Genomic DNA, 26,548 nt, shown 5'->3' with positions numbered 1-26,548 from the left:
TGGCGATCACAGATCCCCTGTGGAGCGAGGCTTGCCCGCGAAGGCGTCAGCAGTTGCAACGAAAATTCCAGCCTCTACCCATTCAAGAGGCAGCCTCAGTATATGGCAGATTTTCAAGGCATCCTTCAGAGCCCACGATAGCCCCATGAATACTCTTGCCGCGTTCTATCAACATCTGGGCTTGGCCTTGTCTTTATTGGTTGTCGCCACTTTCCTGCTGGCCGGGGTGATCAAAGGCGTGATCGGCCTCGGTCTGCCGACCATTGCCATGGGCTTGCTCGGTCTGGCTATGGCACCGTCGCAGGCTGCGGCATTGTTGATCATTCCCGCGACGTTGACCAACGTCTGGCAACTGACCTTCGGCGGTCATTTGCGCGGGTTGTTGCACCGGTTGTGGCCGATGCTGCTGGCGATTTTCATCGGCACAGGCGCCGGCACAGTGTGGGTTGGCATGGCCGGTGGGCATTGGGTGGTGCGGGGGCTGGGGGTGGCGTTGTTGATTTACGCCTTGAGCGGGTTGTTCCTGCCGACCTTGCGCGTCGGCGGTCGCACCGAACGTTGGCTCGGTCCGCTCTGCGGGGGGCTGACGGGCGTGATCACCTCGGCCACCGGTGTCTTCGTGATTCCGGCGGTGCCTTATCTGCAAGCGCTGGGTTTGAACAAAGATGAACTGGTGCAGGCGCTGGGCCTGTCGTTCACCGTCTCGACCCTCGCGTTGGCTGCGGGCCTGTTATGGCGCGGCGCCCTCGGCGGTGGCGAGTTGAGCGCGTCGCTGCTGGCGCTGATCCCGGCGGTGCTTGGCATGTTGCTGGGGCAATGGCTGCGCCAGCGGATCAGCGCCGTGTCGTTCAAGCGCGTGTTCTTCATTGGCCTCGGCGTGCTCGGCGGCCATTTGCTGATCAGCGGCTAGCGGACGATGTGCTGAGCATTTCGATCGGGCGGATATCGAAATCCCGCTCCAGATACTCCATGCGCATGTCGAGAAACTGCTTCATGTGCGGCAGGTTCGAGTGCACGTCCAGATGGGCCTGGGATTGCCAGATCTCGTAGAAGATAAACAGCGTCGGGTCCTGTTTGTCTCGCAGCATGTGGTACTCGATGCAACCGGGTTCGGCGCGACTCGGTTCGACGTAGGCACGGAAGAACGCTTCGAAGGCCTCGGCTTTTTCCGGGCGGGTCTTGGCGTGCAGGATGAAGCCTTGCAGTTCGCTCATCAGAAACTCCTTAACAGTCAGAATCGCTGCAAATCTACTGCAATAATCGCCTGTCAATTCGTGCGTATAGGTCAAATTAGTTTTGCGGATTGGGCGCTTATTCCGCGCGAGGCTGATCGCTACGCTGCCGCCATCGAATTTCAACCTTGCGAGATTTCTCATGAAAAAAGTTCTGTTGCTCAATGGCGGCAAAAAATTTGCGCACTCCGATGGTCGCTACAACACGACGCTGCACGAAGCAGCGTTGAGCGTGCTGGATCGCGGTGGTGTGGATGTGAAAACCACGTTCATCGACGAGGGCTATGACGTCGCCGAAGAAGTCGCCAAATACCTCTGGGCCGATGTGATCATTTATCAGATGCCGGGCTGGTGGATGGGCGCGCCCTGGACGGTCAAGAAGTACGTCGATGAAGTCTTCACTGAAGGCCACGGCAGCCTCTACGCCAGCGACGGCCGCACGCGTTCCGACGCGTCGCAGAAGTACGGCAGCGGCGGCTTGTTGCACGGTAAAAAATACATGCTGTCGGTGACTTGGAACGCCCCGCAGCAAGCCTTCGACGACTCGACCGACTTCTTCGAAGCCAAGGGCGTGGACGCGGTGTACCTGCCGTTCCACAAGGCCAACACCTTCCTCGGCATGACCGGTTTGCCGACCTTTTTGTGTGTCGATGTGATGAAACGTCCGAACATCGAAGCTGATGTGGCGCGTTATGAGCGGCACTTGACCGAGGTGTTTGGCCTTAAGGCATAACGCTCAGCTACTATCGATATCTGAAGCAGGCACCGAATCTGTGGCGAGGGGACTTGTGTGGCGAGGGGGCCCTGTGGCGAGGGGGCTTGCCCCCGTTGGTGCGCGAAGCGGACCCAGAATCTGCCACCGCGGTGGTTCAGACAGTCCGCAGTCACTGATTTTACGACGGCTTCGCCGCCGAACGGGGGCAAGCCCCCTCGCCACAGGCAAGCTCCCTTGCCACAGGTGACCCCCCTCCACACTAGAGCGCCGCAGGACCATTGATAAGGGACACACGTGAAAGCCAGATCCGACGAGTTACAGATTTTCGTCTGCGTGATTGAGTGCGGGTCGATTTCGGCTGCGGCCGAACAGGTCGGGCAAACGCCGTCGGCGGTCAGCCGCACGCTGTCGCGGCTGGAGGCGAAACTCGACACCACACTGATCAACCGCACCACCCGGCGCATGGACCTGACTGAGGAGGGCAAGTACTTCTTCGAGCACGCCAAACTGATTCTCGATCAGATGGACGAGCTCGAAGAACGCCTGTCCTCACGCCAGCAAACCCCGTCCGGGCGTCTGCGAATCAACGCCGCCTCGCCGTTCATGTTGCACGCCATCGTGCCGTACATCGATGAATTCCGCCGCCTCTACCCAGACATCCAGCTCGAACTCAACAGCAATGACCTGATCATCGATTTGCTTGAACAAAGCACCGATATCGCCATTCGCATCGGCACGCTGGCTGACTCGACCTTGCATGCCCGCTCCTTGGGTTGCAGCCCGCTGCACATCGTCGCCAGCCCGGCGTATCTGGAACAACACGGCGTACCGAGCGCTGTCGCGGATTTGAGCGAGCACACGCTGCTGGGTTTTACCCATAACGAAGGCCTCAACCAATGGCCACTGCGCTATGTCCACGGTGACCGCTGGCCGATTCAGGCGTCGATCAGCGCGTCGAGTGGCGAGACGGTCAGGCACCTGGCGCTGGCCGGTCAGGGCATTGCCTGCCTGTCGCACTTCATGACCATCGACGACATCCGCGCCGGTCGCTTGCAGGTGCTGCTGGCGGGGTTCAACAGCGGATATCGCCAACCCATCAACGCGGTGTACTACCGCAACTCGCAACTGGCCCTGCGGATCCAGTGCTTTCTGGACTTCATCCAGGGCAAGTTGGCGGCTTATGCGATTGCCGATTTCAGGGGCTGATTCGCCGACCGCGTTATCGTTCATCGCGAGCAGGCTCGCTCCCACATTGGTTCTGTGTTGATCCCATTATTGTGAAGCGACGCAAGTCCATTTTGGGAGCGAGCCTGCTCGCGATTGCGTTTTCGGCCCGCCATTCACTGGCCGGCCCGCCGTCAATTCCGTAACATCCGCGTCCCTCTTTTTCCGCCTGTATTTTTAGGTAAACCATGAAACCCAAACGTCTGCGCGCCGATGTCCTGGCCGGACTCACCACCTCTTTCGCCCTGCTCCCCGAATGTATCGCTTTCGCGCTGGTGGCCCACCTCAATCCATTGATGGGGCTTTACGGCGCTTTCATCATCTGCACCCTGACTGCGCTCTTCGGTGGGCGGCCGGGGATGGTGTCCGGTGCCGCTGGCTCGATGGCCGTGGTGATCATTGCGTTGGTGGTGCAACACGGTGTCCAGTATTTGCTGGCGACGGTGCTGCTGGGCGGGCTGATCATGCTGGCGTTCGGTCTGCTGAAGCTGGGCAAGTTGGTGCGCATGGTGCCGCACCCGGTGATGCTTGGCTTCGTCAACGGCCTGGCGATCGTCATTGCCCTGGCCCAGTTGGAGCACTTCAAGAGCGGTGAAGCCTGGTTGAGTGGTGCGCCGTTGTACATGATGATCGGGCTGGTGGCGCTGACGATGGCCATCGTTTACCTGATGCCGCGCCTGACGCGGGCCGTGCCGCCGGCACTGGTGGCGATTCTGGGTGTCGGGCTGGCGGTTTACCTGCTCGGCCTGCCGACCCGCACCCTGGGCGACATGGCGCACATTGCCGGTGGCTTGCCGGGATTTGCTTTGCCAGACATCCCTTGGAGCCTGGAAACCCTGCGCATCATCGCCCCTTACGCGATATTGATGGCATTGGTCGGTCTGCTGGAAACTCTGCTGACTTTGAACCTGACCGATGAGATCACCGAGAGCCGCGGTTACCCGGATCGCGAGTGCGTAGCATTGGGCGCTGCCAATGTGGTCTCCGGTATGTTCGGCGGTATGGGCGGCTGCGCCATGATCGGGCAAACCGTGATCAACCTCAGCTCCGGTGGTCGCGGTCGGCTGTCCGGTGCGGTAGCCGGGGGGATGATCCTGCTGTTTGTGCTGTTCCTTTCGCCGCTGATCGAGCGCATCCCGCTGGCCGCACTGGTCGGGGTGATGTTCGTGGTGTCGCAGCAGACGTTCGCCTGGGCTTCGCTGCGGGTGCTGAACAAGGTGCCGCTGAACGATGTCTTGGTGATCATCGCGGTCACGGTGATTACGGTGTTCACCGATCTGGCCATCGCCGTGTTGTGCGGGATTATCATTGCGGCGCTCAACTTTGCCTGGCAACAGGCTCGCGAACTGTATGCCGACAGTCACGTTGAAGCCGACGGCAGCAAGCTCTACCTCCTGCATGGCACGTTATTCTTCGCCTCGACGACGCCTTTTCTCAACCAGTTCGATCCCGCCAATGACCCGTCCGTGGTCACCGTCGACTGTCGCCACTTGAGCTTTATCGACTATTCGGCCATCGCCGCACTGAAGACATTGCGCGAGCGCTACACCAAGGCTGGCAAGCAGCTACGCGTGCTGCACTTGTCCGAACGCTGCAAGAAACTACTCAAACGCGCGCGCGAGCATCACGATTGAAATCGATGAGTGATCGTTCCCACGTTCTGGGGGAACGATCAGCGTAGAGGGATGAAAATTCCACTGTCCGATTTTCATAACCCGCGACTTCCCATACCTCTGCACGACATCCCATATCCCTCCACGAAAATTACTTTCACGTCGTTTGAAAGTAACGCATCGAAATGATTTATGAGTTTCATAACCCATTCGACGTGACCCTTTCGAGGAGTACCGCATGACGCTTTCCTTCGGCTATTGGCTGTTGGTTTATGCCGCCATCGCCATCATTGCGCTGATCGTTCTGATCGCCCGTTACCGGATCAATCCCTTCATCGTGATCACCCTGGTGTCCATCGGCCTGGCGCTGTTGGCGGGGATGCCGCCTTCGGGGGTGGTGGGGGCGTACGAGGCCGGGGTTGGCAAGACGCTGGGGCACATTGCGCTGGTGGTGGCGCTGGGCACGATGCTCGGCAAGATGATGGCCGAATCCGGTGGCGCCGAGCAGGTGGCACGCACGTTGATCGACCGTTTCGGTGAGAGAAATGCCCACTGGGCGATGGTCTGTATCGCCTTTCTTGTAGGGCTGCCGCTGTTCTTCGAGGTCGGTTTTGTCTTGCTGGTGCCCATCGCATTCACCGTGGCGCGGCGGGTGGGCGTATCGATTCTGATGGTCGGTTTGCCAATGGTTGCGGGGCTCTCGGTGGTCCACGCGCTGGTACCACCACACCCGGCGGCGATGCTGGCGGTGCAGGTCTATCAGGCATCGGTGGGGCAGACGTTGCTCTATGCGATTCTGATCGGTATTCCGACCGCGATCATCGCCGGTCCGCTGTACGCCAAATTCATCGTGCCGCGCATTCAACTGCCGGCGGATAACCCTTTGGAGCGCCAGTTCCTCGAGCGTGAGCCGCGCGACAGCCTGCCGGGTTTCGGTGTCACCATGGCGACCATTCTGTTGCCGGTGGTGCTGATGTTGATCGGCGGCTGGGCCAACCTGATCTCCACACCGGGCAGCGGTTTCAATCAGTTCCTGCTGTTCATCGGCAACTCGGTGATTGCCTTGCTGCTGGCGACCTTGCTGAGTTTCTGGACCCTCGGCCTGGCCCAGGGCTTCAACCGCGAATCGATCCTCAAGTTCACCAATGAATGCCTGGCGCCGACCGCCAGCATCACCTTGCTGGTCGGCGCCGGCGGTGGCTTGAACCGGATTCTGGTGGACGCTGGCGTGACCGATCAGATCGTCAGCCTGGCCAATGAATTCCAGTTGTCACCGCTGTTGATGGGCTGGCTGTTCGCCGCGTTGATGCGCATCGCCACCGGTTCCGCCACCGTGGCCATGACCACCGCTTCAGGGATTGTCGCGCCGGTGGCCATGGGGCTGGGGTATCCGCATCCGGAGTTGTTGGTGCTGGCGACGGGGGCGGGGTCGGTTATCTTTTCCCACGTCAACGACGGCGGCTTCTGGTTGATCAAGGAATACTTCAACATGACCGTCATCCAGACCTTCAAGACCTGGACAGTGCTTGAAACGCTGATCTCGCTGGTCGCCTTCGGCCTGACCGTAGGCCTTTCTTACCTGCTTTAGTCGGAGCCATCCGCCATGGACATCCTCTATCAGATCCGCGTTCGTCAGGAATCCTTCAGCGCCGGTGAAGGACGTATCGCTCGGCTGATGCTCGACGACGTAGGATTTGCCGCGTCCGCCAGTCTCGATGAGCTGGCGCAGCGAGCAGAAGTCAGCACCGCCACGCTGTCGCGATTCGCCCGTACAGTCGGTTGCCGCGACCTGCGGGATTTGCGCCTGCAACTGGCCCAGGCCAGTGGCGTCGGTAGCCGTTTTCTGGACCCGGCGGGCACGCCCGAACAGTCGGCGTTCTATGGGCAGATCGTCGGCGATATCGAGTCAACCTTACGTCAGCATCTGGCGGCGTTCGATGAATCGCGCTTCGCCGATGCGGTGAAACTGTTGGGCAAGGCACGGATGATTCACGCCTTCGGCATGGGCGGCTGCTCGACCCTGTGCAGCGATGAACTGCAAGTGCGCCTGGTGCGCCTCGGCTACCCGATTGCGGTGTGCCACGACCCGGTGATGATGCGCGTCACCGCCGCCAGCCTTGGCGCCGAACACGCGATCATCGCCTGCTCGCTGACCGGCATCACGCCCGAACTGCTCGAAGCGGTGGAGTTGGCGCGCAGCTACGGCGCACGAATTCTCGCCATCACCCGCGCCAACTCGCCGCTGGCGCAATTGGCCGATGTGCTGTTACCGCTGCAAAGCGCCGAGACGTCCTTCATCTACAAACCCACGGCGGCGCGCTACGGCATGTTGTTGGCCATCGACGTGCTCGCCACCGAGTTGGCGCTGGCCAGTCCTGAAGACAATCAAGAACGTCTGCGGCGGATCAAACTGGCCCTGGACGATTACCGCGGCGGCGACGATCACTTGCCGCTGGGAGACTGACATGACGTACGACACGCTGATCCGCAATGCGCTGATTATCGATGGCAGCAACACGCCCGGTTACCCCGCTGATGTGGCGATTCTGAACGGCCGCATCGAGCGTATCGGCGACTTGCACGACGCTCGCGCCATCGACGAAATCGAGGCCGCTGGCCGAGTGTTGGCACCAGGTTTCATCGATGTGCACACCCATGACGACACGGTGGTGATCCGCCAGCCGCAGATGCTGCCCAAGCTCAGTCAGGGCGTGACCACGGTGATCGTCGGCAACTGCGGGATCAGCGCATCGCCAGTGAGTTTGCGCGGTGATCCGCCGGACCCGATGAACCTGCTCGGCACCGCCGCGGCGTTCGTGTATCCGCGCTTCAGCGACTATCGCGCCGCCGTCGAAGCGGCCAATACCACGCTGAACGTGGCCGCGCTGGTGGGGCACACCGCGTTGCGCAGCAATCACCTGGACGACCTGTTTCGCACGGCGACCGCCGATGAGATCAGCGCGATGCGCGAGCAACTGCACGACAGCCTTGAGGCCGGTGCCTTGGGTTTATCCACAGGCCTGGCCTACGCCAGCGCCTTCTCGGCATCCACCGATGAGGTCATGCAATTGACCGAAGAGCTGACCGCCTTCGGCGCGGTGTACACCACGCATTTACGCAGTGAGTTCGAACCGGTGCTGGAGGCCATGGACGAGGCGTTCCGCATCGGACGCCATGCACAGTCGCCGGTGATCATTTCCCACCTCAAATGTGCCGGCGCTGGCAACTGGGGCCGTAGTCCGCAACTGCTGGCGTCCCTTGAACACGCCGCGAAAACCCACCCGGTGGCTTGCGATTGCTATCCCTACGCGGCGAGCTCTTCGACGCTGGACCTCAAGCAAGTCACCGACGCCCACCGCATCACCATTACTTGGTCCACGCCGCACCCGGAAATGGGCGGTCGGGATCTGATGGACATCGCCGCCGAGTGGGGCACTGCTCTGCTCGAAGCCGCCCGTCGACTGCAACCGGCGGGGGCGGTGTATTACGGCATGGACGAGGCCGATGTACGAAGCATCCTCGCGCACCCACTGTCGATGGTCGGCTCCGACGGCTTGCCGGAAGACCCGTTTCCACATCCGCGCTTGTGGGGCGCGTTCCCACGAGTGCTCGGACATTTCAGTCGCGACGTCGGCCTGTTTCCGCTGCACACCGCCGTGCACAAGATGACCGGACTGTCGGCGGCACGCTTTGGCTTGAAGGAACGTGGCGAGATCCGTGAAGGGTATTGGGCGGATCTGGTGTTGTTCGATCCTGCGACGATTTGCGATGTGGCCGACTTCAACGATCCGCAACGGGCGGCGCAAGGGATTGATGGGGTGTGGATCAACGGTGCCTTGAGTTACCACGATGGGCAGGCGAACGGCAGAAGGGAAGGACGGTTTCTGGCACGGGAAGGGGATTTGCGTAAAGGGTTTCATTGATCGCCGCCTTCGTAGGCGCTACCGAAGGTTCGGGCCGTGTTCGGACGATCTTTTGACTGGCGTCTCATGGTGGCACATTGCAGTTAAAGAAAGCCGTCGCCAAGCCGAAGCGCTGACATCCAGCCCAGCTACACTGGGCTCATTCAGTCAGGGAGTTACCCCATGAGTTTCGGCAAAACCACCCCGATCCTGCGGATTTTCGATGAAACCAAGGCTTTGGAGTTCTACGTTGAGTTCCTGGGGTTCAAGATCGACTGGCAACACCGCTTTGAAGCGAACTTCCCGCTGTACCTGCAAATCTCCCGTGGCGAATGCGTGCTGCACCTGTCTGAACACCATGGCGACGCGACACCGGGCTCAGCCCTGCGCATCGAGACCGATGAGCTGGAGGCGTTTCAGCAGCAATTGCTGGCCAAGGAATATTCTTTCGCTCGGCCACAGATCCAGGCCATGCCATGGGGTAGCCAGGACATGACCGTGGCCGACCCGTTTGGCAATCGGTTGGTTTTTACCAATACGATTAGTGTTTGAGGCAGCAGGAAAAAGCTTAACCCGTGATAGTGTCGTCCGATCAATTCAGCGAGCACAGAGGGCGCTTATGGCCAGCCTTACCATTGGCAATCTTGACCCGCAGATTTATGAGCAATTGCGCAACAACGCGCGCAGCAACGGCAGGTCCTTGGAGGAAGAGGCTCGCTTGATTCTGAGGCGCGCTCTCGATCAGATGGATGGTGCTCATGGATTGGGGACACGAATCAACAACCGATTCAAAACTAGTGGCGGGATCGTGTTGGATCTGCCACATCGCTAGAGTGGGCAGTGAATGCGAAGCAAGGGCTAACCCGAAATAACTTGTGTCTGTTCAAAAGCATTCGCGGGCAAGCCCGCTCCCACAGGTTCAGAGAGTAACCTGTAGGAGCGAGGCTTGCCCGAATGGATCTTTCATTCACCGCAAAGTGAATATCAAACCCGGAAGTGACTCACCATCATCTGTAACTGATTGCCCAATCGCGCCAGTTCAACACTGGAGGCAGCGGTTTCGTCGCTGGCGGCGGCGGTCTGTTCGGACACGTCGCGCACGTTGATGATGCTGCGGCTGATCTCTTCGGCCACGGCGCTTTGTTGCTCGGCGGCGGTAGCGATCTGCTGGTTCATCGATTGAATGTTGGACACCGTGCGGGTGATGTTTTCCAGTGATACGCCGGCCTTGCGGGTCAGCGATACGCTACTGTCGGTCAGGGTGCGGCTGTTGTTCATCACCGCCGCCACTTGTTGAGTGCCGTTCTGCAAGCCGGCCACCAGGCCTTCGATTTCCTCGGTGGATTTTTGCGTGCGCTGGGCCAGGCCACGAACTTCATCAGCCACTACCGCAAAACCACGACCGGCCTCACCGGCACGGGCCGCTTCGATGGCGGCGTTGAGGGCCAGCAGGTTGGTCTGTTCGGCTACGGCCTTGATCACGTCCATGACGCTGCCGATCTTGTCGCTTTCCTGTTGCAGCACGCTCATGGCTTCAGTGGAACGCGCCACTTCGCTGGCCAGCCGCTCGATCTGGGCGATGGCTTCGTTGACCACTTTGTCGCCTTCGCGAGCTTCACCGTCAGCGGCGGCTGCAGCCTGAGAGGCTTCTTCGGCGTTGCGCGCGACTTCCTGCACAGTGGCCGTCATTTCGTGCATGGCGGTGGCGACTTGATCGGTTTCCGCTTTCTGGCTGTTCACACCTGCGCTGGTCTGCTCGGTCACGGCCGACAGTTCTTCGGCGGCGCTGGCGATCTGGGTGACGCCATCACGGATGCCGCTGATCAAATCGCGCAGGGTCACGCCCATGCGCGCAATGCCTTGCTGCAACACGCCGAGCTCGTCGCGGCGCGTCACTTTGATGTCCTGGGACAAATCACCACCGGCGATGCGCTCGACCACGGCCAGGGTATCGCGCAACGGGCCGGTGATCTGACGGGTGATAATCACGGCGGCAATGATCCCCACCAGCAACGCCAGCAGGGTGCTGATCAGTTGCAACGTGCGAGCCTGGGCGCTTTCGGCGTCACGGCGGTCGAGCTGGAATTGATACAGCTGATCGCTCAGGGTCACGATGGCGGCGCCCTGGTCGGTCATTTCCTTGCGCGCCTGCACCGCATCGGTGTTGGCGGCTTTATACGCTTGCAAGGCACTGCGGTAATTGCTCAGCGCGGTTTCCAGCTGACGCAGGGCGTCTTGCTGGGTCTCGGCAAAATGCGCGTTCAGTGATTTCAGGCTGGCGATGGCCGCGTCCAGTTGGGAAACGGCTTTCTGCTCGGTCTCGGCATTGGTGTTGGCGGTGTAGCCGCGCACTTCATAGCGGGCAAGAATGAACGCTTCCTTGGCGGCGGTGATGGCCAGGAACTGTTCGAAATGCTGATCGCTCAGGGGCATTTGCTGTACGCGGATGTTGATTGCATCGATCAGCTTGCCGGCGGTTTCGGCGTTGGCGCCCATGGCGTCGCGGGCGCTGTTGCCGGTGCGGTAGGCGCTGCGCATTTTGTTCAGCGACGTCTGATAAGCAGCGATGGTCGCGGCCTGGTCCTTGAGCATTTTGACGTTTTCAGGATTTTTGAAGCTGCCCAACAGCGCTGTTTGCTGAGCCACAAAGCTGTCCAGGGTGGTTTGCACATTCTGTGCGGCGGTTTCGTCGCCGTTGGTCAGCATGTATTGCAGGCGAACCACGCGCAGCTTGGTCAGGCCGGCATTGAGCTGAGTGATGTCGCTCATCCAGTTGCTGCGGTCAATCAACCCGCCCAGGCTGGTCCAGCCGGTCAGGGCGAGGATGCAGGTCAGTGCCAGCACCAGGCCGAATCCCAGGCCCAGTTTGAGGTTCACGCTGATGTTGCCGAACCAGCTATTCATCAAATTCCTCCAGGAACGTTGCGCTTTAGATCGTCGGTTGGCTGGAAGATTTTTGTTTTTGGGAGCCAGCAAGGTGTGTAGCAGGTATGTATCGGCCGCAATCCCGGGAGCTGAAAGGATTTTGTCGGATGGATTCTGTAACAAGATTTTTAGGCAGGTCTTAAGCTTTTTTTCACATGAGTTTCACCGGCTGCCGACGCGAGACTCTCTACTCTCTCGGTTTTGTATGATTGTGGTGCATGCCGGCGAGGCGGCTAAACGTGGAATTGAGACTGAGTCTGTTCGGGATAAAACGCTCGATCGATCTGAGCCGTTTGGCCCGTTATCGAAACGCCGGGGTCATCGTGGCCTCGCTGCTGCTGGTGATTCCGCTGACCGTGTGGCTGTTACGGCCTGCGGCTGTACCCGATCTGGCCCATGGCAATGTCGAGGGCGCCCGGGCATTGCTTTCCGGCTGGGCCAAGGGCGACATGATCGTGTTGGTACGCCATGTCGAGCGTTGCGATCACTCCACCGCCGCCTGTCTGATCGGCAACGATGGCATTACTGACCGCTCGCGCAGCGTGGCGGCGAGTGTCGGGGCACAGTTTGAACATCTGGGCCTGAACAAGACCGATATCTACAACAGTCCGATCATCCGTGCGGCACAGACCGCCAGTTATATGTTCAACAAGGTCGGCGTCGGTGAAGACTGGTTGATCAACTGCAGAGGCAGCATGTTGCGCGATGCCCTGGCGCACAAGGTGGCCGGGCGTAACCTGATTCTGGTGACCCACAGCGAGTGCATGGCGCAACTTGAAAAAGACCTCAAGCTGCCAACTGTTACTCTAGGCTACGGCGCCTCTCTGTTTATCTCCGCTGAAAAACCTCTGGCGCCCCGCATGCTCGGTTCCATCGAAGCCTCTGACTGGCATTCGGTGACCACTGAATGAGCTTCTTCATCATCCCTCTGGATCTGGACGTACGATGCTGACTTCTTCCCGTTACCGCTTTTACTGGGTGAACTTTGGTATTCCGCTGGCCTGCGCGGTCGCGGTGTTCCTGATGTTTGACATGACCAAAATCGACATCGCTTTCAGCGATCTTTTTTATGACCCGGCTACCCGGCTGTTTCCGTTGGACCATGTCCGTCTGTTCGAGCAGATCACCCATAAATGGGCGCGAATCATCCCGAACTGGACCGGTGAGGTCGCGATCATCGGTGCCTTGCTGTCATTTCTCTGGCCGCGACTGAAGGCTGAAAAACATTCGAAGATCATCGCCTTCCTGGAAAAAATCAAAGTCGCGCCCGTGCTTCGGTTCGCCAGTAAACACCGTCGGGATTTCCTCTACGTGGTGTTCGCGTTTTCCATCAGCACCGGCGTTATCCACTACCTCAAAAGCCACACCAGTGTGTATTGCCCGGTTGAAACCACTCAGTACGCCGGGAAAATCGAGCATAAGGAGTGGTACCAGAATTTTGACCTGCTGAAAGAAGCCGGTGACGGTCGCTGCTGGCCGGGTGGCCATGCGTCGGGCGGCTTCACCATGCTCGCGCTGTACTTCGTGGCTCGCCGCTACCGCTGGCGGTACGCTAAAGCGGTGATGTACGGCTCGCTGCTGCTCGGTTTCGTCTATGGCACGACACGGGTTTTGCAAGGCTGGCACTACATGTCCCACACCTTTTGGGCCGGGATCTTCGTGTGGCTGACGTGTTTGCTGACGGCATTGGCGTTCTATGGACGGGCGCGGCTGGAGCTGCCGTTGCTGCAAAAGGCTGCGCTACCCGTCGCTGAGCCGTCTAAAGGGTTACAAAGTAGTACGCCTGACGCCCCACCTTCATTGTCTTGATCACCTTCAAGGGGGCAGCGGGTACATTTGAGCCGGACATGAGCGCCACGTTGGCCGGTGAGGCGCTCAGAAACTCATGCAGTTGCGCCTCGGTATCCAGGCCTTTGAGTACGCGCCGGGTGTAGAACACGCTGGCGCCGCCCACCCGCTCGTTGGCCTGAAACAACGCAACCTGCTGTCCGCTGGCCTGGAATGCCTGAATTTGCTCGGTCAGCGGCAGGAAGGATAGTGTGCGATCAGCGTGAGGCAGTAGCCATTGTGCGGCAGCGAGGTAGCTGCCGATCACCACCGCCAGTACGCCAATGCCTAAACCGCGACGATGCCGGACAATCAACCCCGGCAAGGTCGACGCACCGGAGTAGGCTTGAAGTCGTTCAAACAGTACGCGCGCATATTCCGCGGCAATCACCGCCGCCGCCGGCGTCATGGACATCAGGTACACCGTGCGTTTGCTCGACGCCAGGGTCAGCATGACAAACTGCGCCAGCAGCCACACCGTGAAGAACAACAGGTAACGATTGGCCATCAGGCTTTTGCGAAAGTGCCACAGCCCCAGGTACACCAGAATGTTCCAGGGCGCGAAGGCCTCCGGCAGCTTGGCCAGGTAGTAGTAGAACGGTTCGTAATGCCCGGCTTCGACGAAGGAGCCACTGAAGCGCCCGACGCTATTGGTCAGCAACACTTCCCCCACGGCATGCGCGCCACCGCGCTGATACAGCACTGCGAGCCAGACCATCAGCGGCACCAACCCCAGCAGCGTCAACAGGCCGGGGCGCAGCCAGTCCGAGGGCTTCAGGCGTTTCTCCATCAAGGTTTCGACCAGCAGATACGTGAAGATCACCACCCCCGGCATCGCCAGCCCCAGCACGCCTTTGCTCAAGGTCGCGATGGCGATCCCTGACGCAAACAGCAGGGCATTGCCGACAGTCGAGAGCCGTGTCCCCTGAAAAAACGCCAGCAGCGCCATGCTCACGCCGAAGGCCAGCAACGCGTCTTCGCCGACGCTGCGCGTGTTACTCCAGTAACTGGCCATGGTCGCCAGCAAAATCCCCGCCGTCCAGGCAATAACCTTGGGCCGGTCGAATCGCCGCAGCATCGCGTACAGCAGCATCACGCTGAACAGCCCGGCAAACGCCGACGCCAGCCGCACCGCCCACGGCGTACCGCCGAATGCGCGAATCGCCCCGGCGTCGAGCCACAAGCTCAAGGGCGGTTTCTCAAGAAATGGCTCGCCGAACAAATGCGGGGTCACCCAGTCGTTATCCAGGTGCATCTCCATGGCAATTCCGGCGACCCGGGCCTCCGTGGAACCTTGTAATTGGTGATTGCTTAGCGCGAAGAAAAACAGCAGAGCGGCGAGCAGAAACAGTGAAGAAGCGGAACGTGACATGAGTTTCTGGCTACCAAGCAGAGGACCGGGAACCCCCAGAATACGAGTTGAATGCTTAACGAAACATGAACGGCCATTGAGAGGTCACGGACGACGTCGGGGCAGCACGAACGGGGGCCATTGCGTAAATTCACACTACAGTAGCAGCGTCCTTCCCGGCGCTGATATTGTCTGGCGTCATGGAGTTTGAATTTAAGTGTGATGCAATGGAGCTTGCGCTGACGGTCGGCACTCACACATTGAGATTGAGCCCCGCCGACCCCGAATGGTGTAAAGCGTTGCAACATGCGCTGAACGACAGTTTTACCGCCCATTGCGAATTTCTGCCTTGGGCCAAACCCTATACCACCGAGGACGAGGCCCGATCGTTCCTCGCACGGGCGGTCGAGGAATTCAAAAGCGAAACCGGTGAGCGGCGGTTGTTTATCGTCGACGATGCCGCGCACGCGATCATCGGCTGCATTGGCTTGAAGCCCCACCGTCGCAACCGGTATGTCGTTGGCTATTGGGTCAATACCGAGTATTCGGGCAAAGGTTATATGCGCACGGCACTTGAAGCGTTGATCAAAAACATGCCCGGTTTCACGTTTTACCTGACCATCGCCTCGGCCAATGTGGCGAGCCAGCGGCTGGCCGAAGCGGCCGGGTTTGGCTTGATCAGACGGTGCTATCAGAGGCCTTGTTTGCAACCGCATGAGGCGCAGGATACGTATTTGTATCGGTTGAAATGATGGTGGGAGCGGTCACTTGAACTGACCGCTAACCAAATCGCAGACAAAAAAAAGCCCGCGGGAGGGCGGGCAAACCGTAGTTTCTTGAATGAGCGAGGGGAATGTACAGGTTGGAGAGAGGCGGTGGGGTGAAGAAAAATTTATGTGGATGGATGGCTTCAGTCGCTCGTAGCTTCACCAAAGGTATGAAATGAAACTGCGTTGTCTCGTATAAGTAACATGCAGCTTCAATTGTCACGCATACAGAACATCTCTACCCATTCAAAGCCCAAAAAGGCACCTGCGATATTCTCGTCAGGTGCCTTTTTGTGTTGGGGGGGCGGTAAAGGCTCCATTCGATCAACGAGCGGGATCACTCAGTGAAGAACGGGAGGCTCGCCCACGGCCACCGACGCGTTCGGATCAAGGTTATCCTTCGCTCGGTTGACCAAAAGCTCGGTCAGCATCGTCAACTGCTGAAGCGCCAGTGCCACATTGCGCTGCGGGCCTTCGAGTCGGTTGGCAAAGTCCAGGGTCATGACGTTGAGGGACGCCAGGGTTTCGCTGGCATGAGCGAGCAGGGTGGGCATGTCGACGTCGGGGCGGACGTTGAAGATGTTCCTGTTCAGGTTGCGCCGGCGGGCGCTGACGGCGTGTTCAGTGGTTTTGGGACGTTGGGTTGGGTCGAGGGTTTCAGGCTGTGAAGTGGCCGGATTTTTCAATGGGATTCGGGTGATCTTTTTCATAAGGGCGTTCCATTGGTTTAGGGATCCTTACGTAATTTCGGCTTATTAAAACCATCCGCAGGGTCGCAGCGAAGGAGGAAGACTATCTTCCAGAAATGTTGTTCGCCAGTTCATGGAAGTCGCTACGGATTGCAGGAAAATTCCCGGGATGACGTGGTCCTAATCTGTCAGAAAACCTTGTTCACTGCGTTTGGTCCTGAGCAACCGCCGGGCCGAATACTCCTCCGTCGCAGTCTCGCTCAGTGTTTGTGCCTGTGATGGATATCGGGAAAGTGCGGATGACTGTGTTGGATGGGCGCGTGGTCGTGTAAATGGCTATGAGGTTCAGTGCCGTCCCACTCAAAGGCATGTTCATGTTGATGGTGTTCATCGTGAATATGCGGATGGTCATGTGTTTGCGGATCGTGTTGGTGTTCGTGAGAGTGGCTCTCGGTCAGGTGTATCCAGACGCCAAGCCCCATCAGGCCAGCAGCCACCCAGAACACCCACGTCACGGCTTCGCCTAACAACAGGATGGAAATAGCGGCCCCCAAGAATGGTGCAGTCGAGAAGTACGCACCTGTGCGGGCTGTTCCAAGCCCCCGCAAAGCCAAAACGAATAACACCAGGCTAACGCCGTAGCCTAAAAAGCCGACGAGTAGCGTTGGCCCCAGTAGAGACCATTCAGGGAGATGCATGCCAAGAGCAATCCCTAACCCGCAGTTGACGACCCCGGCGACCAATCCTTTGATGCCTGCGATGAACAATGCATCCGATGCGGAAACCTTCTGGGTAAGGTTGTTATCGATGGCCCAACAAAAACAGGCAATCGCCACCGCGACCGGGCCAATCCAACCATGGATCTGTGCGGAAGTTTGAGGCCAACCCAAGAGCACGCCACCGGCAACGATTGCGATCATTCCAGCGACGATCCGCCGGTCGGCGTTCTCCTTGAACACCATCCAGGCAAGCAGGGCGGTTAACACCGCCTCAAGGTTCAGCAACAGCGAAGCAGTGGTAGCTGACGTGAGAGTAAGGCCGAACATTAGAGACACCGGCCCCAGAACGCCTCCGAACGCGATAGCGCCAATGAGCCATGGCCATTCGGATAGTGTTAAACCGACAGGCTGCCAACCGCGATCACGGATCAGCCGGGTGACCGTGAGACCCAAGCCACTTCCCAGGTAAAGCAAACCGGCGAGCAAGACGGGTGAAACGTTCAGCCCCAGGACCTTGGCAAGCGGTGTGCTGGCACCAAAGAGGGCTGCAGCGCCCAAGGCGTATAAAACGCTTTTCATCATCTGTTCCGTAGCAAAAGGCATGGTTGAGAAACACGATACCCGTCACGCGTGGATAGCGCATTGAATCGCTGCAGATGCGCTGAAAAACTGGCGGGGGCTGTGAGTAATACTAAGCACACGGGGGCGCAAATCCGCGAGATCTTGGCAGCGGCAGTTTCCACAGCTTATGGCCTCTTGCTTTGTTCCTTTGAAGGCTCGAATTTTACCCCTGATAAGCACTAGCCTTTCTTGCTTTTACGCTCATCTCACGGGCAAGAGATGCGAAAAACTAAGGATTCTCCAGAGGTTCGGGTATGAAACCCTGTTCTCTCAGAGATTTGATTACGCCTCGGATCAGGTAATTGTTTGAAAACCCAATTGTGTACTGTCTGGCTCCAGGATTAAGTGGAAGGAGCATTCCTTGATCGACAAGCTTTTTGATCAGATACGTTCTTTGATTGCTCGACTGATTGGGAAGTACGGCTGCCACATCGGCCGACTTCACGACTTTCGATTTTATTGCAATCGACAACACCGACTCTTCTGTCTCGGTGATCCACTCTCTCTCTCTTGCGAAGGTGACGGCAGGAACGAGAATGTACTTGGTGAGATAGGAGTATTTAGTAAGGCGATCTACCTTTTCTAGCTCGTCGCGAATGCCTTCAAGCACATATGTACACCACTCCTCCAAGCCTTCCTTTGTACCTTTGTCGGCGGTAGCAAGCATTGAGTAATATCGTTCACGGTCGTTGCAAAACACGGCTGTAGGATTCAATACCCTTCCTCCTGTGCTCACGTTGAAACCGTATTTCATTAGGAGAGCATAGGTGAGCAGCCTTACCACCCGACCGTTGCCATTACCAAAGGGGTGTATCCATCCAAATCTGTGATGTGCCAGTGCAACCTTCATGAGGTCATATTTTGGAGAGTCTTCGCGATTCACGAACTCTACCAGTTCCTGCATATAAGCTTGGACCTGGATGAAATCGGGAGGCAGGTGCTCAGATTGGGATATGCGAACGGCTCCACCGCGGTAAGCTCCGGGCGTTTTGTCACCCTCTCTCTGCAGATCATTTACGGTCATTGCGTGCAACTCTCTGATCGTCTGCTCTGTCAGAGGGACGCCGAGCACCATGACCTGCTCGATGTAATCCATTGCTTTTTCAATGTTGGCCACTTCGCGCAATTGATCTGTATCTTGCGCCGTGCCTTCCACCTTGCTCTCTATGTAATCAGCCAGGGTCGTATGATTGCCCTCGATACGAGCAGAGCCAAGGCTTTCAAGAGTGTGAAAAAGCGATTTGAGCTGATAGAACACCTGCGGAGGTGTGTCGCCCTCAAGCCTCAGACGCCTTAGGTGTTCTAGCTCGCTCAGGACATCAACTAGATCAGAGTCGAAGGATGGATTGAGAAGCTCAAGGTCGTGATGGATAAACGTAGGCATATGGAAAAATATCTCAAAGCGGCCGAAAAATTATCTTGAAGGAATCCATGGAAACGCCCGTAATTAAAGGTCTGCGCTTAGCATGCGCTAAACATTATCTTAAATTCGGCTGTGCGCTAAGTGAAAACGGGCGAAAAATTAAGTGAGATATCTCGCTGGTTGGCGGGGTTTCAGCGATTCTTGAGCGGTTTCACTTCCCTGACCTCCGACGCTCAAGCGTTCAGAACATCTCTACCCGCTCAAATCCAAAAAAGCACCTGCGATATTTTCGTCAGGTGCCTTTTTGTGTTGAGCTGCAACGATTTCCTATGCAGGGTTCGTTATAACGCCGAAGCCTGCATCTGTAACCTTCGCCCAATCACATCCAGCAAATCGCAACCATCGCGCAACGAAGTCACCAACACCCGCGCCAGCTCACTGTGCACGCCTTCACTTACAGCGAAGCTCTCCAGCAATTGAGTCGCCGTGCGGATGCGGTAAGCCGCCGTTTCATGCAGCACATCCAGCGGCGCTTCGGTGTCGATCAGCAGCGACGCGATGGTGCAGTCGATGCCGGTGATCGGCATGTATCGATCCATGACAAAACCTCCATTCAATCAACGAACGCGATCACTCAGTGGCGGGCGGGCGTGACGGCCGACACGGGCGAGTCGAGATTATCCAGCGCTCGATTGATCAACATCTCGGCCAGCACCGCCAATTGCTGCATCGCCAAGGCCACGTTGCGATGTGAGCCTTCGAGCTGGTCGGCCAGGTCGGTGGTCATGACGTTCAAGGAGGCCAGGGTTTCGCTGGTGTGACCGAGCAGGGTGGGGGGGGGCGACGTCGGGGAGGATGGTGAACACATGGCTCACGGGATCGGGCTGTTTCGGGTTGCACAAGCGGGCGCTGACGGCGCGTTGGGTGGCTTGGGAGAGTTGGGTCAGGTCGAGGGTTTCCGACTCTGAAAGGGTTGGGTTTTCGAGTGGGTTGGTCTTTTTCATGAGGGAACTCCGAAAGGTTAGGGATCCCTACGCTTTTCGGCCTGTCAAAACCGTCCACTGGGTTGCAGCGAAGACGGAAGGTTATCTTCTCGGATCGTTACTACGCCAGTTCATGGAGTTCGTCACAACTTGAGGGGAATTTCCTAGGACATGGTTAGTTTTTCTTCAGAAAAACTGAGAAGCGTATTTGAAAGAACTTCTCTCTATTACTTGCCCGTCAACTCACAACAATAATCTTCGAAACCAGCTCCGCGCTGTTCTTGGCCTGTAGCTTTTTCATCAGGCGTGCGCGATGGACTTCCACGGTTCTGTGGGAAATCGCCAGTTTTTTTGCCACTTCCTTGCAGGTCAGTCCATTGACGATGTGCATCGAGATTTCTCGTTCGCGGGGCGTGAGGTTTACCGTCGCGTGGTGCGGTCGGTCCAGGCGTTCGAAGTGCCAGACCATCAGTTTGAACGGATCGTCCAGAGTCAGGGTATAGCCGTGGGACCTGGCCCAGAACACCTCGCCGCTTTTATGTTGCATGAAGCGTTCATCGGAGTAGGAGCCGCTCTGGCTGTTGAGCAACCAGTTCTGGCAGCGGTTGCCAATGGCCTTGTAGTCCGCCTGGGAGGGGTAGATCAGCAGGGTCAGATGACCCAGAAGCTCCTCGCGAGCGTAACCGAACAGCTCCAGAAATGCCTCGTTGCAGTCGAGCATCACGCGGTTGCCGGTGATGAGCTGCGGGGCGGGTGACACCTGGAACGCCAGACGTTCAAGGTCTTTGAGTTGCTTTGCGAAGACGGTCATTGGGCATCCTGCCTCGACTTACAATTCCTTGCTAACGATACCGTGGGTCAGTGCAGTTACTTATGCGAGTACGTAGTTGTACGAACTAGCGAGTGATCCGGACGGTAGGTCATTGTAATGAATACCTGATTCAAGCACAGAAGAAAATCACCATGCCCCATTCCGTTTCCATCGTCGCTGCCGCTCACTCCCGTTTTGGTCGTCTGGACGGTTCTACGCTGGAAGACCTTATCGTGCAGGTTACCCGCGAAGCCCTGGCGGATGCCGCCATCGACGCCTCAGAAGTCGACGCCCTGTTCCTCGGGCATTTCAATTCGGGGATGGTTGCGGATGGTTTTCCCGCTTCATTGATGCTGCAAGCCGACGCAGGCTTGCGCTTCAAGCCTGCCACTCGCTGTGAAAACGCCTGCGCCTCGGGCTCGGCGGCGATTCACGCGGGGATCAATGCGATCCGCTCAGGCTCTGCTGAGCTGGTGTTGATCGTGGGCGCCGAGAAGATGACTTCCAACTCTACAGCCGAGGTCACCAAGGCCCTGGCCGGTGCCGGTTATCAGAACGACGCCCAAGAGGCCGGGCTCAGTTTTCCGCAGTTGTTCGGCCTGGCTGCGCAACAGTACCGTGACCGCCACCAGTGCCCGATGGCATCGATGGCCGCCATCGCCACCAAAAACCACTCCAACGCCATGGCCAACCCCTTGGCGCAGATGCACCGGGTCATGGATTTCGAACATTGCAACAATGTGTCCAAAACCAATCCGTATGTGGCGCAGGCGCTGCGTCTGACCGACTGTTCGCTGATCAGCGATGGGGCTGCCGCCATTGTGCTGGCCTCGTCCAGGCGAGCCAGGCAGTTTCGTCGTGAGGTGCTGATTCGCTCGGTGGCTCAAGTCAACGATTTCCTGCCGATTGCCCAGCGTGACATCATCGCGTTTGAAGGCCCACGGCGTGCGATCCATTCGGCTTTGCGCGGGGCTAATGTCACCTTGGGCGATCTGAGTTTTGCCGAGGTCCATGACTGTTTCACCATTGCCGAACTGCTGATCTACGAAGCCATGGGCCTGGCCCCCAAAGGTGAGGGGCACCGAGCGCTGGATGACGGTACTGTGCGGGCGGGCGGGCGTTTGCCGGTGAACCTGTCTGGCGGGCTCAAGGCCAAGGGGCATCCTGTGGGCGCCACGGGGGTATCGATGCACGCTATGGCCTTTTGGCAGTTGACGGGCGAGCCTGTCGGCCTGGCCGTGCCGAACCCCGAGTTCGGTCTGTTGTTCAACATGGGTGGCATGGCGGTCGCCAATTATGCCTCGGTGCTTCAGGCTCACAGGGCTTGAGCATGAACATTGCCAACTGGCTGAACGACGCCGGTCGACGCTGGCCAGAACGTCCAGCGTTATTTGAGGGGCAGCGGCAAGTCGCCGACTACGCCACGTTTGCCGCTCATGTCCGTAGTCGTGCCGCGCAGCTCATAGGCGAGCACGGCATTGCGCCCGGCGATCGTGTGGCGCTGTTCATGAAGAACAGTTGCGAATACCTCGAAATACTCTATTGCGTCTGGTGGATTGGCGCGGTCGCGGTGCCGATCAACTGCAAGCTGCACCCTGTTGAAGCTGGCTGGATCGCCAGTGATGCGCAAGCCCGTCTGATTTTCACCGAGGGCGGCAAGGTGTTCTCGCCCGAGATGTTGCCGCAGGGCTGTCGCGAACTGAATGAAGCGGACAGTGTGGTGTGTGCTTCGTTCGATGCGGCGACGTCGGAAGATCCTTGCTCTCGTGATGCCGATGACCTTGCCTGGCTGTTCTACACCTCCGGTACCACCGGGCGATCCAAGGGGGTGATGCTGTCCCACGGCAACCTGACGGCCATGTCGCTGTGTTATCCGCTCGACGTTGATCCGGTCAGTCCGGATGATGCAGTGGTGTACGCGGCCCCGATGTCCCATGGCGCCGGCCTCTACAACTTTATCCATGTGCGTTGCGGGGCTCGTCATGTTGTCCCCGAATCCCGTGGTTTCAAGGCCGACGAGCTGTTCGAGCTGGCGAGCGGGCTGCGCAATCTCATGTTGTTCGCCGCGCCAACCATGGTCAAGCGCATGGTTGAACAGACTCGGCGCCAAGGCTACGGCGGCGACGGGATCAAAACCATTGTCTACGGTGGCGCGCCGATGTACCTGAAGGATCTGCAAGAAGCGGTCGAGACCTTTGGCGCGCGGCTGGTGCAGATCTATGGTCAGGGGGAGAGCCCGATGACGATCAGCGCGTTGTCGCGTGAGTTGATCGCGGATCGAAACCGTCCCGACTGGGCGTCTCTGGCAGCTTCCGTGGGGCGGGCACATTCGTGCATGGAGATCAGGATTCTGGACCCTGAGCACCGGCCGTTGCCTCCCGGCCAGTCAGGGGAAATCGCCGTGCGTGGTCCCACCGTCATGCAAGGCTACTGGCGCAACGACGCGGCGACTCGCCAGACCTTGGTGGATGGCTGGCTGTTAACCGGCGACATCGGCTTTCTTGATCGCGCGGGTTATCTGACGCTCACCGATCGCTCCAAGGATGTGATCATTTCCGGCGGCTGCAACGTGTACCCTCGGGAAGTAGAAGAAGTGTTGGCGCAGCACCCGGAAGTATTTGAAGTCTGTGTGGTTGGCGAGCCGGATGTGCAGTGGGGGGAAAGGGTGGTAGCGTTCGTCGTTCCCCGTGCAGCAGGATCGCTCGATGAGTCTTTGCTCAACGCATGGTTCGTCGAACGCATGGCGTCATTCAAAAAACCGAAGAAGTACGTATTTTGCACGGAGCTGCCCAAGAACAGTTACGGCAAGATCCTCAAGACCGAGCTGCGCCTCTGGTTGAAGGAGGTCGCGAACGGCACTGCAGTTCCCTGAGTTGTGTTTCCCATGGATAAAATCAGACAGGAGTCCCTCACGTGGGCATTCAACAGAAAAAACCGGCCCGGCAACGGCGTCGGGCGTTTATCGGTGCAACGTCCGGCCACCTGATCGAGTGGTACGACTACGGCGTCTATGGTTTTCTCGCCGTTTATATCGGCAAGGCGTTCTTCGTCTCTGATGACCCGACCACCAGCCTGCTCGCCAGTTTTGCGGCTTTTGCCTTGAGCTTTTTCATCCGGCCTCTGGGAGGGCTGTTCTTCGGTCCGCTGGCGGACAAGATCGGTCGGCGCACAACCCTGATCACCGTGCTGGTGATGATGGCCGGTTCGACCTTCTTGCTGGGGGTGCTGCCGACCTATGCTTCGATAGGGATTGCAGCGCCGATCATTCTGGTGTTGATCCGCTGTGTACAGGGCTTCTCGGCCGGTGGCGAGATCGGCACCATCACCAGCTTCATCTCCGAGTACGCGGGGCCTGGGCGACGCGGCTTCGCCACATGCTGGTTGATGGTAACGGCGGTGCTCGGACTGTTACTGGGCGGTGCCGTGGCCAACGGCATGACCTGGGTCATGGGCGCCGACCTGATGCAAGCCTGGGGTTGGCGCATTCCGTTTCTGATTGCGGCGCCTCTGGGCCTGATCTCGATGTACATTCGCCTGAAGCTTGAAGACAGTCCCGAGTTCCTGGCATTGCAGCGCGCGGGGGAAACCTCCAGGGCGCCTCTGCGAGAAGTCTGGCAGTGGAAACGGGCGATTGCCCTGGTGTTCTTCATCATTACCCTGCACAGCTCGATCTTCTATCTGGTGCTGACCTTTGTCTCGACCTACATGTCGAGCATTCTCAAGTTCGACAGCGGCACGACCTTGCTCTACGTCTTCGTTGCCAGCTTATCGGCCGCAGTCGTCATGCCATTCGGCGGTGCGTTCACGGATAGAAACGGGCGTAAGCCGTTTCTGTTGGTGGTCGGCACCCTGGCCACCTTGGCGATGTACTGGCTCTTCAAATCGGCCCCCACGGCGACGCCTGCTTCGTTTATCTACCCGTTGATGGCGGTGGCCATCCTGTTCGGCCTGTATGCCTCGTCGACTTATGCATTAATGAGCGAGTTGTTGCCCACCCGAATCCGCTCCACCGGTATCGCGGTGGCGTACAACATTCCGGTGGCGGTATTCGGTGGTAGCGCACCGCTGATTTCTACCTGGCTGATCAAGGTGACCGCAGACATTACGTCGCCCTGGTACTTTTACATAGGCACGGGCGTGGTGTCGTTGATTGCGTTGGTACTGTTGCGCAAGGAGGATTTTGTCGCCTGTGCAAGTCCCGTCGAGGTGTCGGGCGTTGGGCGAGCTGACATGGCGTTGGGCCCCGCGCCTTGAGCATGCACGCGATAGACAAAATCCCAGATGCAACAAAGCCCGCGCAAGACGGGCTTTGTTAATGCTTGAGGATAGGCTCGCACAAGAGGGGCGAACCAGATTTCATTGATGGATTTCAGGCACAAAAAAAGACGTCCGTGGACGTCTTTAGATGATGAAGTGGTGGAGCCGGGGGGAATTGAACCCCCGTCCGCCAGTACTCCGCTGTCGGTACTACATGCGTAGCCGTGTCTATTAAGTTAACCCTCAGCGACCCGACGGGCAGGGTGCTTTGGGCGAGTTGTGTAAGTTTTAGCCGCTTCGTCCACAACGTACTGCACGGCGATTCTGTTCTATATGACAATCACTTTGGGTTTACAGACATCCCCTGATGATTGCTGGACCCGAAGGTACCAGGAGGGAAGGGCTAAGGCTGCTTACGCAGCGAGAGCGTATTCCCCGTAGGTTTCGTCATTGGCAACTATAGGAAGTTGCAACAGTGGATTTACGACTTCTGTTACCAAGTCGGCATGCACCTAAAGTTTCGCAACCGGCGTCGAATCCAAAGCGGCCCCGAACCTGCTATGTGTAACCAGCAGGTAAGCGAAGTGTACGCCAATACGCGCGGCGCGTCGACCTTCTGTCCTTACCTGCATGTTATCTGGCCTGGCCCTAATGGCTATTCATGTGGCTTTGAATGTCCTGAAGCGCTTGCTGCGCCAGGGAAACACACTCTCTGTCGTTGTTGGAGGCGTGGGCGGCCTTGGCTTGTTCGGCTTTGGTGACGACGACACCTTTGGTGGCGGCATCCAGCGTGGCAGCGCTGGACAGCTTGCTGTTGACTTCCTGGAGCTTCATTACGCATTGATCGCTATCGTTTGAGGCGTATGCGGAGGAGGCCAGCATTGTTGCAGTGATGAGCAGTCCAGCCAGGGCGGAACGCTTCATGGGTATCTCCTGGAACGGGGTTGGGGATTGGGCCACGCTGATTGGGGCTTAACAAATGGACTGTGAAGGCGTGCAAGGGTTCTGTTTTTGCTGGCGATGGGGTGAAAGATTTTTCCGGGAGGCGGGTGTGAAAAAGGGACAAGAAACGCCTGATGCCAGTCAGTTAAGACGAAATGCAATCTGTTGCAGCTGCCGAGCTCGCGAGTCTGCCCGATGCTCCGCAAGTTTAGGGTTTATATGGCTCTGAAGGCCAACCCTAAGGTTGGCCTTGTGCTGGATTACTTCCCGCCTTTGTTCGCGTTCTTGAGTTGCTGGATAGTTTGTTCGGTCTCGGCTATGCAATCATCAGTCCCTTCCTTGGTGCCTTTTGCCTGATCGGCTTTGGCTTTCGTGACGCTTTCCATTACTTGATCAGTCATCTCTGGAGGCGTCTGTGTCTTGGCATTTTCGATGGTTTTCAAGTTGACCGCACAAAGGTCTTCGGCGGCAAACGAGGGGGAGGCCAGCATTGAGGCAGTAACGAACAGACCTAACAGTACAGAGCGTTTCATGGGTGTCTCCTTGAACTGAGGGTCCAGGCATCGCTGGCCATCAGGACGGGCTGCCAATTTGAGGGAAAGTCCCG

At 58.2% G+C, this 26,548-nt stretch carries 25 protein-coding genes, 1 other RNA gene and 1 pseudogene; 15 read left to right on the top strand and 12 right to left on the bottom strand.

Going from position 1 to position 26,548, the window contains the following annotated elements; genetic code table 11:
• Positions 1–145: 145 nt before the first annotated feature.
• On the top strand, positions 146–910 hold the full coding sequence (locus J3D54_RS04635) for a sulfite exporter TauE/SafE family protein (protein WP_253416879.1): 765 nt from the start codon (positions 146–148) through the stop codon (positions 908–910).
• On the opposite strand, the gene J3D54_RS04630 is transcribed toward J3D54_RS04635, so the two are convergent.
• Positions 900–1,214 (bottom strand): putative quinol monooxygenase, encoded by a 315-nt coding sequence (locus J3D54_RS04630; protein WP_028939933.1) that lies wholly within the window; start codon positions 1,212–1,214, stop codon positions 900–902. The genes J3D54_RS04635 and J3D54_RS04630 overlap by 11 nt on opposite strands.
• Positions 1,215–1,374: 160 nt before the next feature.
• On the opposite strand from J3D54_RS04630, the gene J3D54_RS04625 reads away from it, so the two are divergent.
• From J3D54_RS04625 to J3D54_RS04590, 8 genes are all read left to right on the top strand, one after another.
• Positions 1,375–1,965, top strand: coding sequence for an NAD(P)H-dependent oxidoreductase (locus J3D54_RS04625; RefSeq protein ID WP_253416878.1), 591 nt, complete (start codon positions 1,375–1,377; stop codon positions 1,963–1,965).
• A 276-nt stretch (positions 1,966–2,241) separates the two neighbouring features.
• On the top strand, positions 2,242–3,153 hold the full coding sequence (locus J3D54_RS04620) for a LysR family transcriptional regulator (RefSeq protein ID WP_253416877.1): 912 nt from the start codon (positions 2,242–2,244) through the stop codon (positions 3,151–3,153).
• 206 nt (positions 3,154–3,359) lie between these two features.
• Positions 3,360–4,805, top strand: a complete 1,446-nt coding sequence (locus J3D54_RS04615) for a SulP family inorganic anion transporter (RefSeq protein ID WP_253416876.1) — start codon at positions 3,360–3,362, stop codon at positions 4,803–4,805.
• A gap of 217 nt (positions 4,806–5,022) precedes the next feature.
• Positions 5,023–6,372 (top strand): gluconate:H+ symporter, encoded by a 1,350-nt coding sequence (locus J3D54_RS04610; protein WP_253416875.1) that lies wholly within the window; start codon positions 5,023–5,025, stop codon positions 6,370–6,372.
• A gap of 15 nt (positions 6,373–6,387) precedes the next feature.
• The gene (locus tag J3D54_RS04605) at positions 6,388–7,248 is read left to right on the top strand and encodes a MurR/RpiR family transcriptional regulator (RefSeq protein ID WP_253416874.1); all 861 of its coding nucleotides are present in this window, start codon (positions 6,388–6,390) and stop codon (positions 7,246–7,248) included.
• Position 7,249: 1 nt separating this feature from the next.
• The gene (locus tag J3D54_RS04600; protein WP_253416873.1) at positions 7,250–8,707 is read left to right on the top strand and encodes a D-aminoacylase; all 1,458 of its coding nucleotides are present in this window, start codon (positions 7,250–7,252) and stop codon (positions 8,705–8,707) included.
• Positions 8,708–8,869: 162 nt separating this feature from the next.
• Positions 8,870–9,238, top strand: a complete 369-nt coding sequence (locus J3D54_RS04595; protein ID WP_253416872.1) for a glyoxalase superfamily protein — start codon at positions 8,870–8,872, stop codon at positions 9,236–9,238.
• Positions 9,239–9,305: 67 nt separating this feature from the next.
• Complete coding sequence (locus tag J3D54_RS04590; RefSeq protein ID WP_253416871.1) at positions 9,306–9,518, top strand: plasmid stabilization protein; 213 nt, start codon at positions 9,306–9,308, stop codon at positions 9,516–9,518.
• Positions 9,519–9,670: 152 nt separating this feature from the next.
• Here J3D54_RS04590 and J3D54_RS04585 read toward each other — a convergent pair whose 3' ends face one another.
• The gene (locus tag J3D54_RS04585; protein ID WP_253416870.1) at positions 9,671–11,590 is read right to left on the bottom strand and encodes a methyl-accepting chemotaxis protein; all 1,920 of its coding nucleotides are present in this window, start codon (positions 11,588–11,590) and stop codon (positions 9,671–9,673) included.
• 260 nt (positions 11,591–11,850) lie between these two features.
• Between J3D54_RS04585 and J3D54_RS04580 the strand changes: the two genes are divergently transcribed.
• Entirely contained in the window at positions 11,851–12,522 is a 672-nt protein-coding gene (locus tag J3D54_RS04580) for a histidine phosphatase family protein (RefSeq protein ID WP_253416869.1), read from the top strand.
• Positions 12,523–12,556: 34 nt separating this feature from the next.
• Complete coding sequence (locus J3D54_RS04575) at positions 12,557–13,420, top strand: phosphatase PAP2 family protein (protein WP_253416868.1); 864 nt, start codon at positions 12,557–12,559, stop codon at positions 13,418–13,420.
• Here the strand turns inward: J3D54_RS04575 and J3D54_RS04570 are convergent.
• The gene (locus J3D54_RS04570) at positions 13,371–14,810 is read right to left on the bottom strand and encodes a glycosyltransferase family 39 protein (RefSeq protein ID WP_253416867.1); all 1,440 of its coding nucleotides are present in this window, start codon (positions 14,808–14,810) and stop codon (positions 13,371–13,373) included. The genes J3D54_RS04575 and J3D54_RS04570 overlap by 50 nt on opposite strands.
• A 167-nt stretch (positions 14,811–14,977) precedes the next feature.
• Between J3D54_RS04570 and J3D54_RS04565 the strand changes: the two genes are divergently transcribed.
• Positions 14,978–15,541 (top strand): GNAT family N-acetyltransferase, encoded by a 564-nt coding sequence (locus J3D54_RS04565; RefSeq protein WP_253416866.1) that lies wholly within the window; start codon positions 14,978–14,980, stop codon positions 15,539–15,541.
• 356 nt (positions 15,542–15,897) lie between these two features.
• Here J3D54_RS04565 and J3D54_RS04560 read toward each other — a convergent pair whose 3' ends face one another.
• The 6 genes and pseudogenes from J3D54_RS04560 to J3D54_RS04535 all read right to left on the bottom strand — a co-directional run bounded on the left by J3D54_RS04560 (position 15,898) and on the right by J3D54_RS04535 (position 20,742).
• Positions 15,898–16,266 carry a DUF6124 family protein gene (locus J3D54_RS04560; protein ID WP_253416865.1) on the bottom strand — a complete coding sequence of 123 codons (369 nt, stop codon included), beginning with the start codon at positions 16,264–16,266 and terminating at the stop codon, positions 15,898–15,900.
• Between the two features lie 239 nt (positions 16,267–16,505).
• Positions 16,506–17,546, bottom strand: a complete 1,041-nt coding sequence (locus J3D54_RS04555) for a DMT family transporter (protein ID WP_253426496.1) — start codon at positions 17,544–17,546, stop codon at positions 16,506–16,508.
• Positions 17,547–17,814: 268 nt separating this feature from the next.
• Entirely contained in the window at positions 17,815–18,969 is a 1,155-nt protein-coding gene (locus J3D54_RS04550) for a Fic family protein (RefSeq protein WP_253416864.1), read from the bottom strand.
• Positions 18,970–19,289: 320 nt separating this feature from the next.
• Positions 19,290–19,547: a hypothetical protein gene (locus J3D54_RS04545; protein WP_253416863.1), complete on the bottom strand. Its 258-nt coding sequence runs from the start codon at positions 19,545–19,547 to the stop codon at positions 19,290–19,292.
• A 35-nt stretch (positions 19,548–19,582) separates the two neighbouring features.
• Positions 19,583–19,952, bottom strand: a pseudogene (locus J3D54_RS04540) (DUF6124 family protein).
• Positions 19,953–20,169: 217 nt separating this feature from the next.
• Positions 20,170–20,742: a LuxR C-terminal-related transcriptional regulator gene (locus tag J3D54_RS04535; protein ID WP_253416862.1), complete on the bottom strand. Its 573-nt coding sequence runs from the start codon at positions 20,740–20,742 to the stop codon at positions 20,170–20,172.
• 152 nt (positions 20,743–20,894) lie between these two features.
• Here J3D54_RS04535 and J3D54_RS04530 point away from each other — a divergent pair, with 152 nt between their 5' ends.
• Genes J3D54_RS04530 through J3D54_RS04520 form a run of 3 tightly spaced genes read left to right on the top strand, consistent with a single transcriptional unit; the run spans position 20,895 to position 24,996 of the window.
• Entirely contained in the window at positions 20,895–22,070 is a 1,176-nt protein-coding gene (locus tag J3D54_RS04530; protein WP_253416861.1) for an acetyl-CoA acetyltransferase, read from the top strand.
• Between the two features lie 2 nt (positions 22,071–22,072).
• Positions 22,073–23,614, top strand: coding sequence for a class I adenylate-forming enzyme family protein (locus J3D54_RS04525; RefSeq protein WP_253416860.1), 1,542 nt, complete (start codon positions 22,073–22,075; stop codon positions 23,612–23,614).
• A gap of 41 nt (positions 23,615–23,655) precedes the next feature.
• Positions 23,656–24,996 carry an MFS transporter gene (locus tag J3D54_RS04520; RefSeq protein WP_253416859.1) on the top strand — a complete coding sequence of 447 codons (1,341 nt, stop codon included), beginning with the start codon at positions 23,656–23,658 and terminating at the stop codon, positions 24,994–24,996.
• Between the two features lie 160 nt (positions 24,997–25,156).
• Here the strand turns inward: J3D54_RS04520 and ssrA are convergent.
• The 3 genes from ssrA to J3D54_RS04505 form a co-directional block, all read right to left on the bottom strand.
• Positions 25,157–25,550, bottom strand: a transfer-messenger RNA (tmRNA) gene (gene ssrA / locus J3D54_RS04515).
• Between the two features lie 97 nt (positions 25,551–25,647).
• Entirely contained in the window at positions 25,648–25,923 is a 276-nt protein-coding gene (locus tag J3D54_RS04510; RefSeq protein WP_253416858.1) for a hypothetical protein, read from the bottom strand.
• Positions 25,924–26,201: 278 nt separating this feature from the next.
• Positions 26,202–26,474, bottom strand: a complete 273-nt coding sequence (locus J3D54_RS04505) for a hypothetical protein (protein WP_253416857.1) — start codon at positions 26,472–26,474, stop codon at positions 26,202–26,204.
• Positions 26,475–26,548: the final 74 nt, after the last annotated feature.

Source organism: Pseudomonas sp. GGS8, from assembly GCF_024168645.1.
GTDB lineage: Bacteria > Pseudomonadota > Gammaproteobacteria > Pseudomonadales > Pseudomonadaceae > Aquipseudomonas.
The sequence above is the reverse complement of the archived record's forward strand: the minus strand, read 5'-3'. Positions and strand labels throughout refer to the sequence as shown.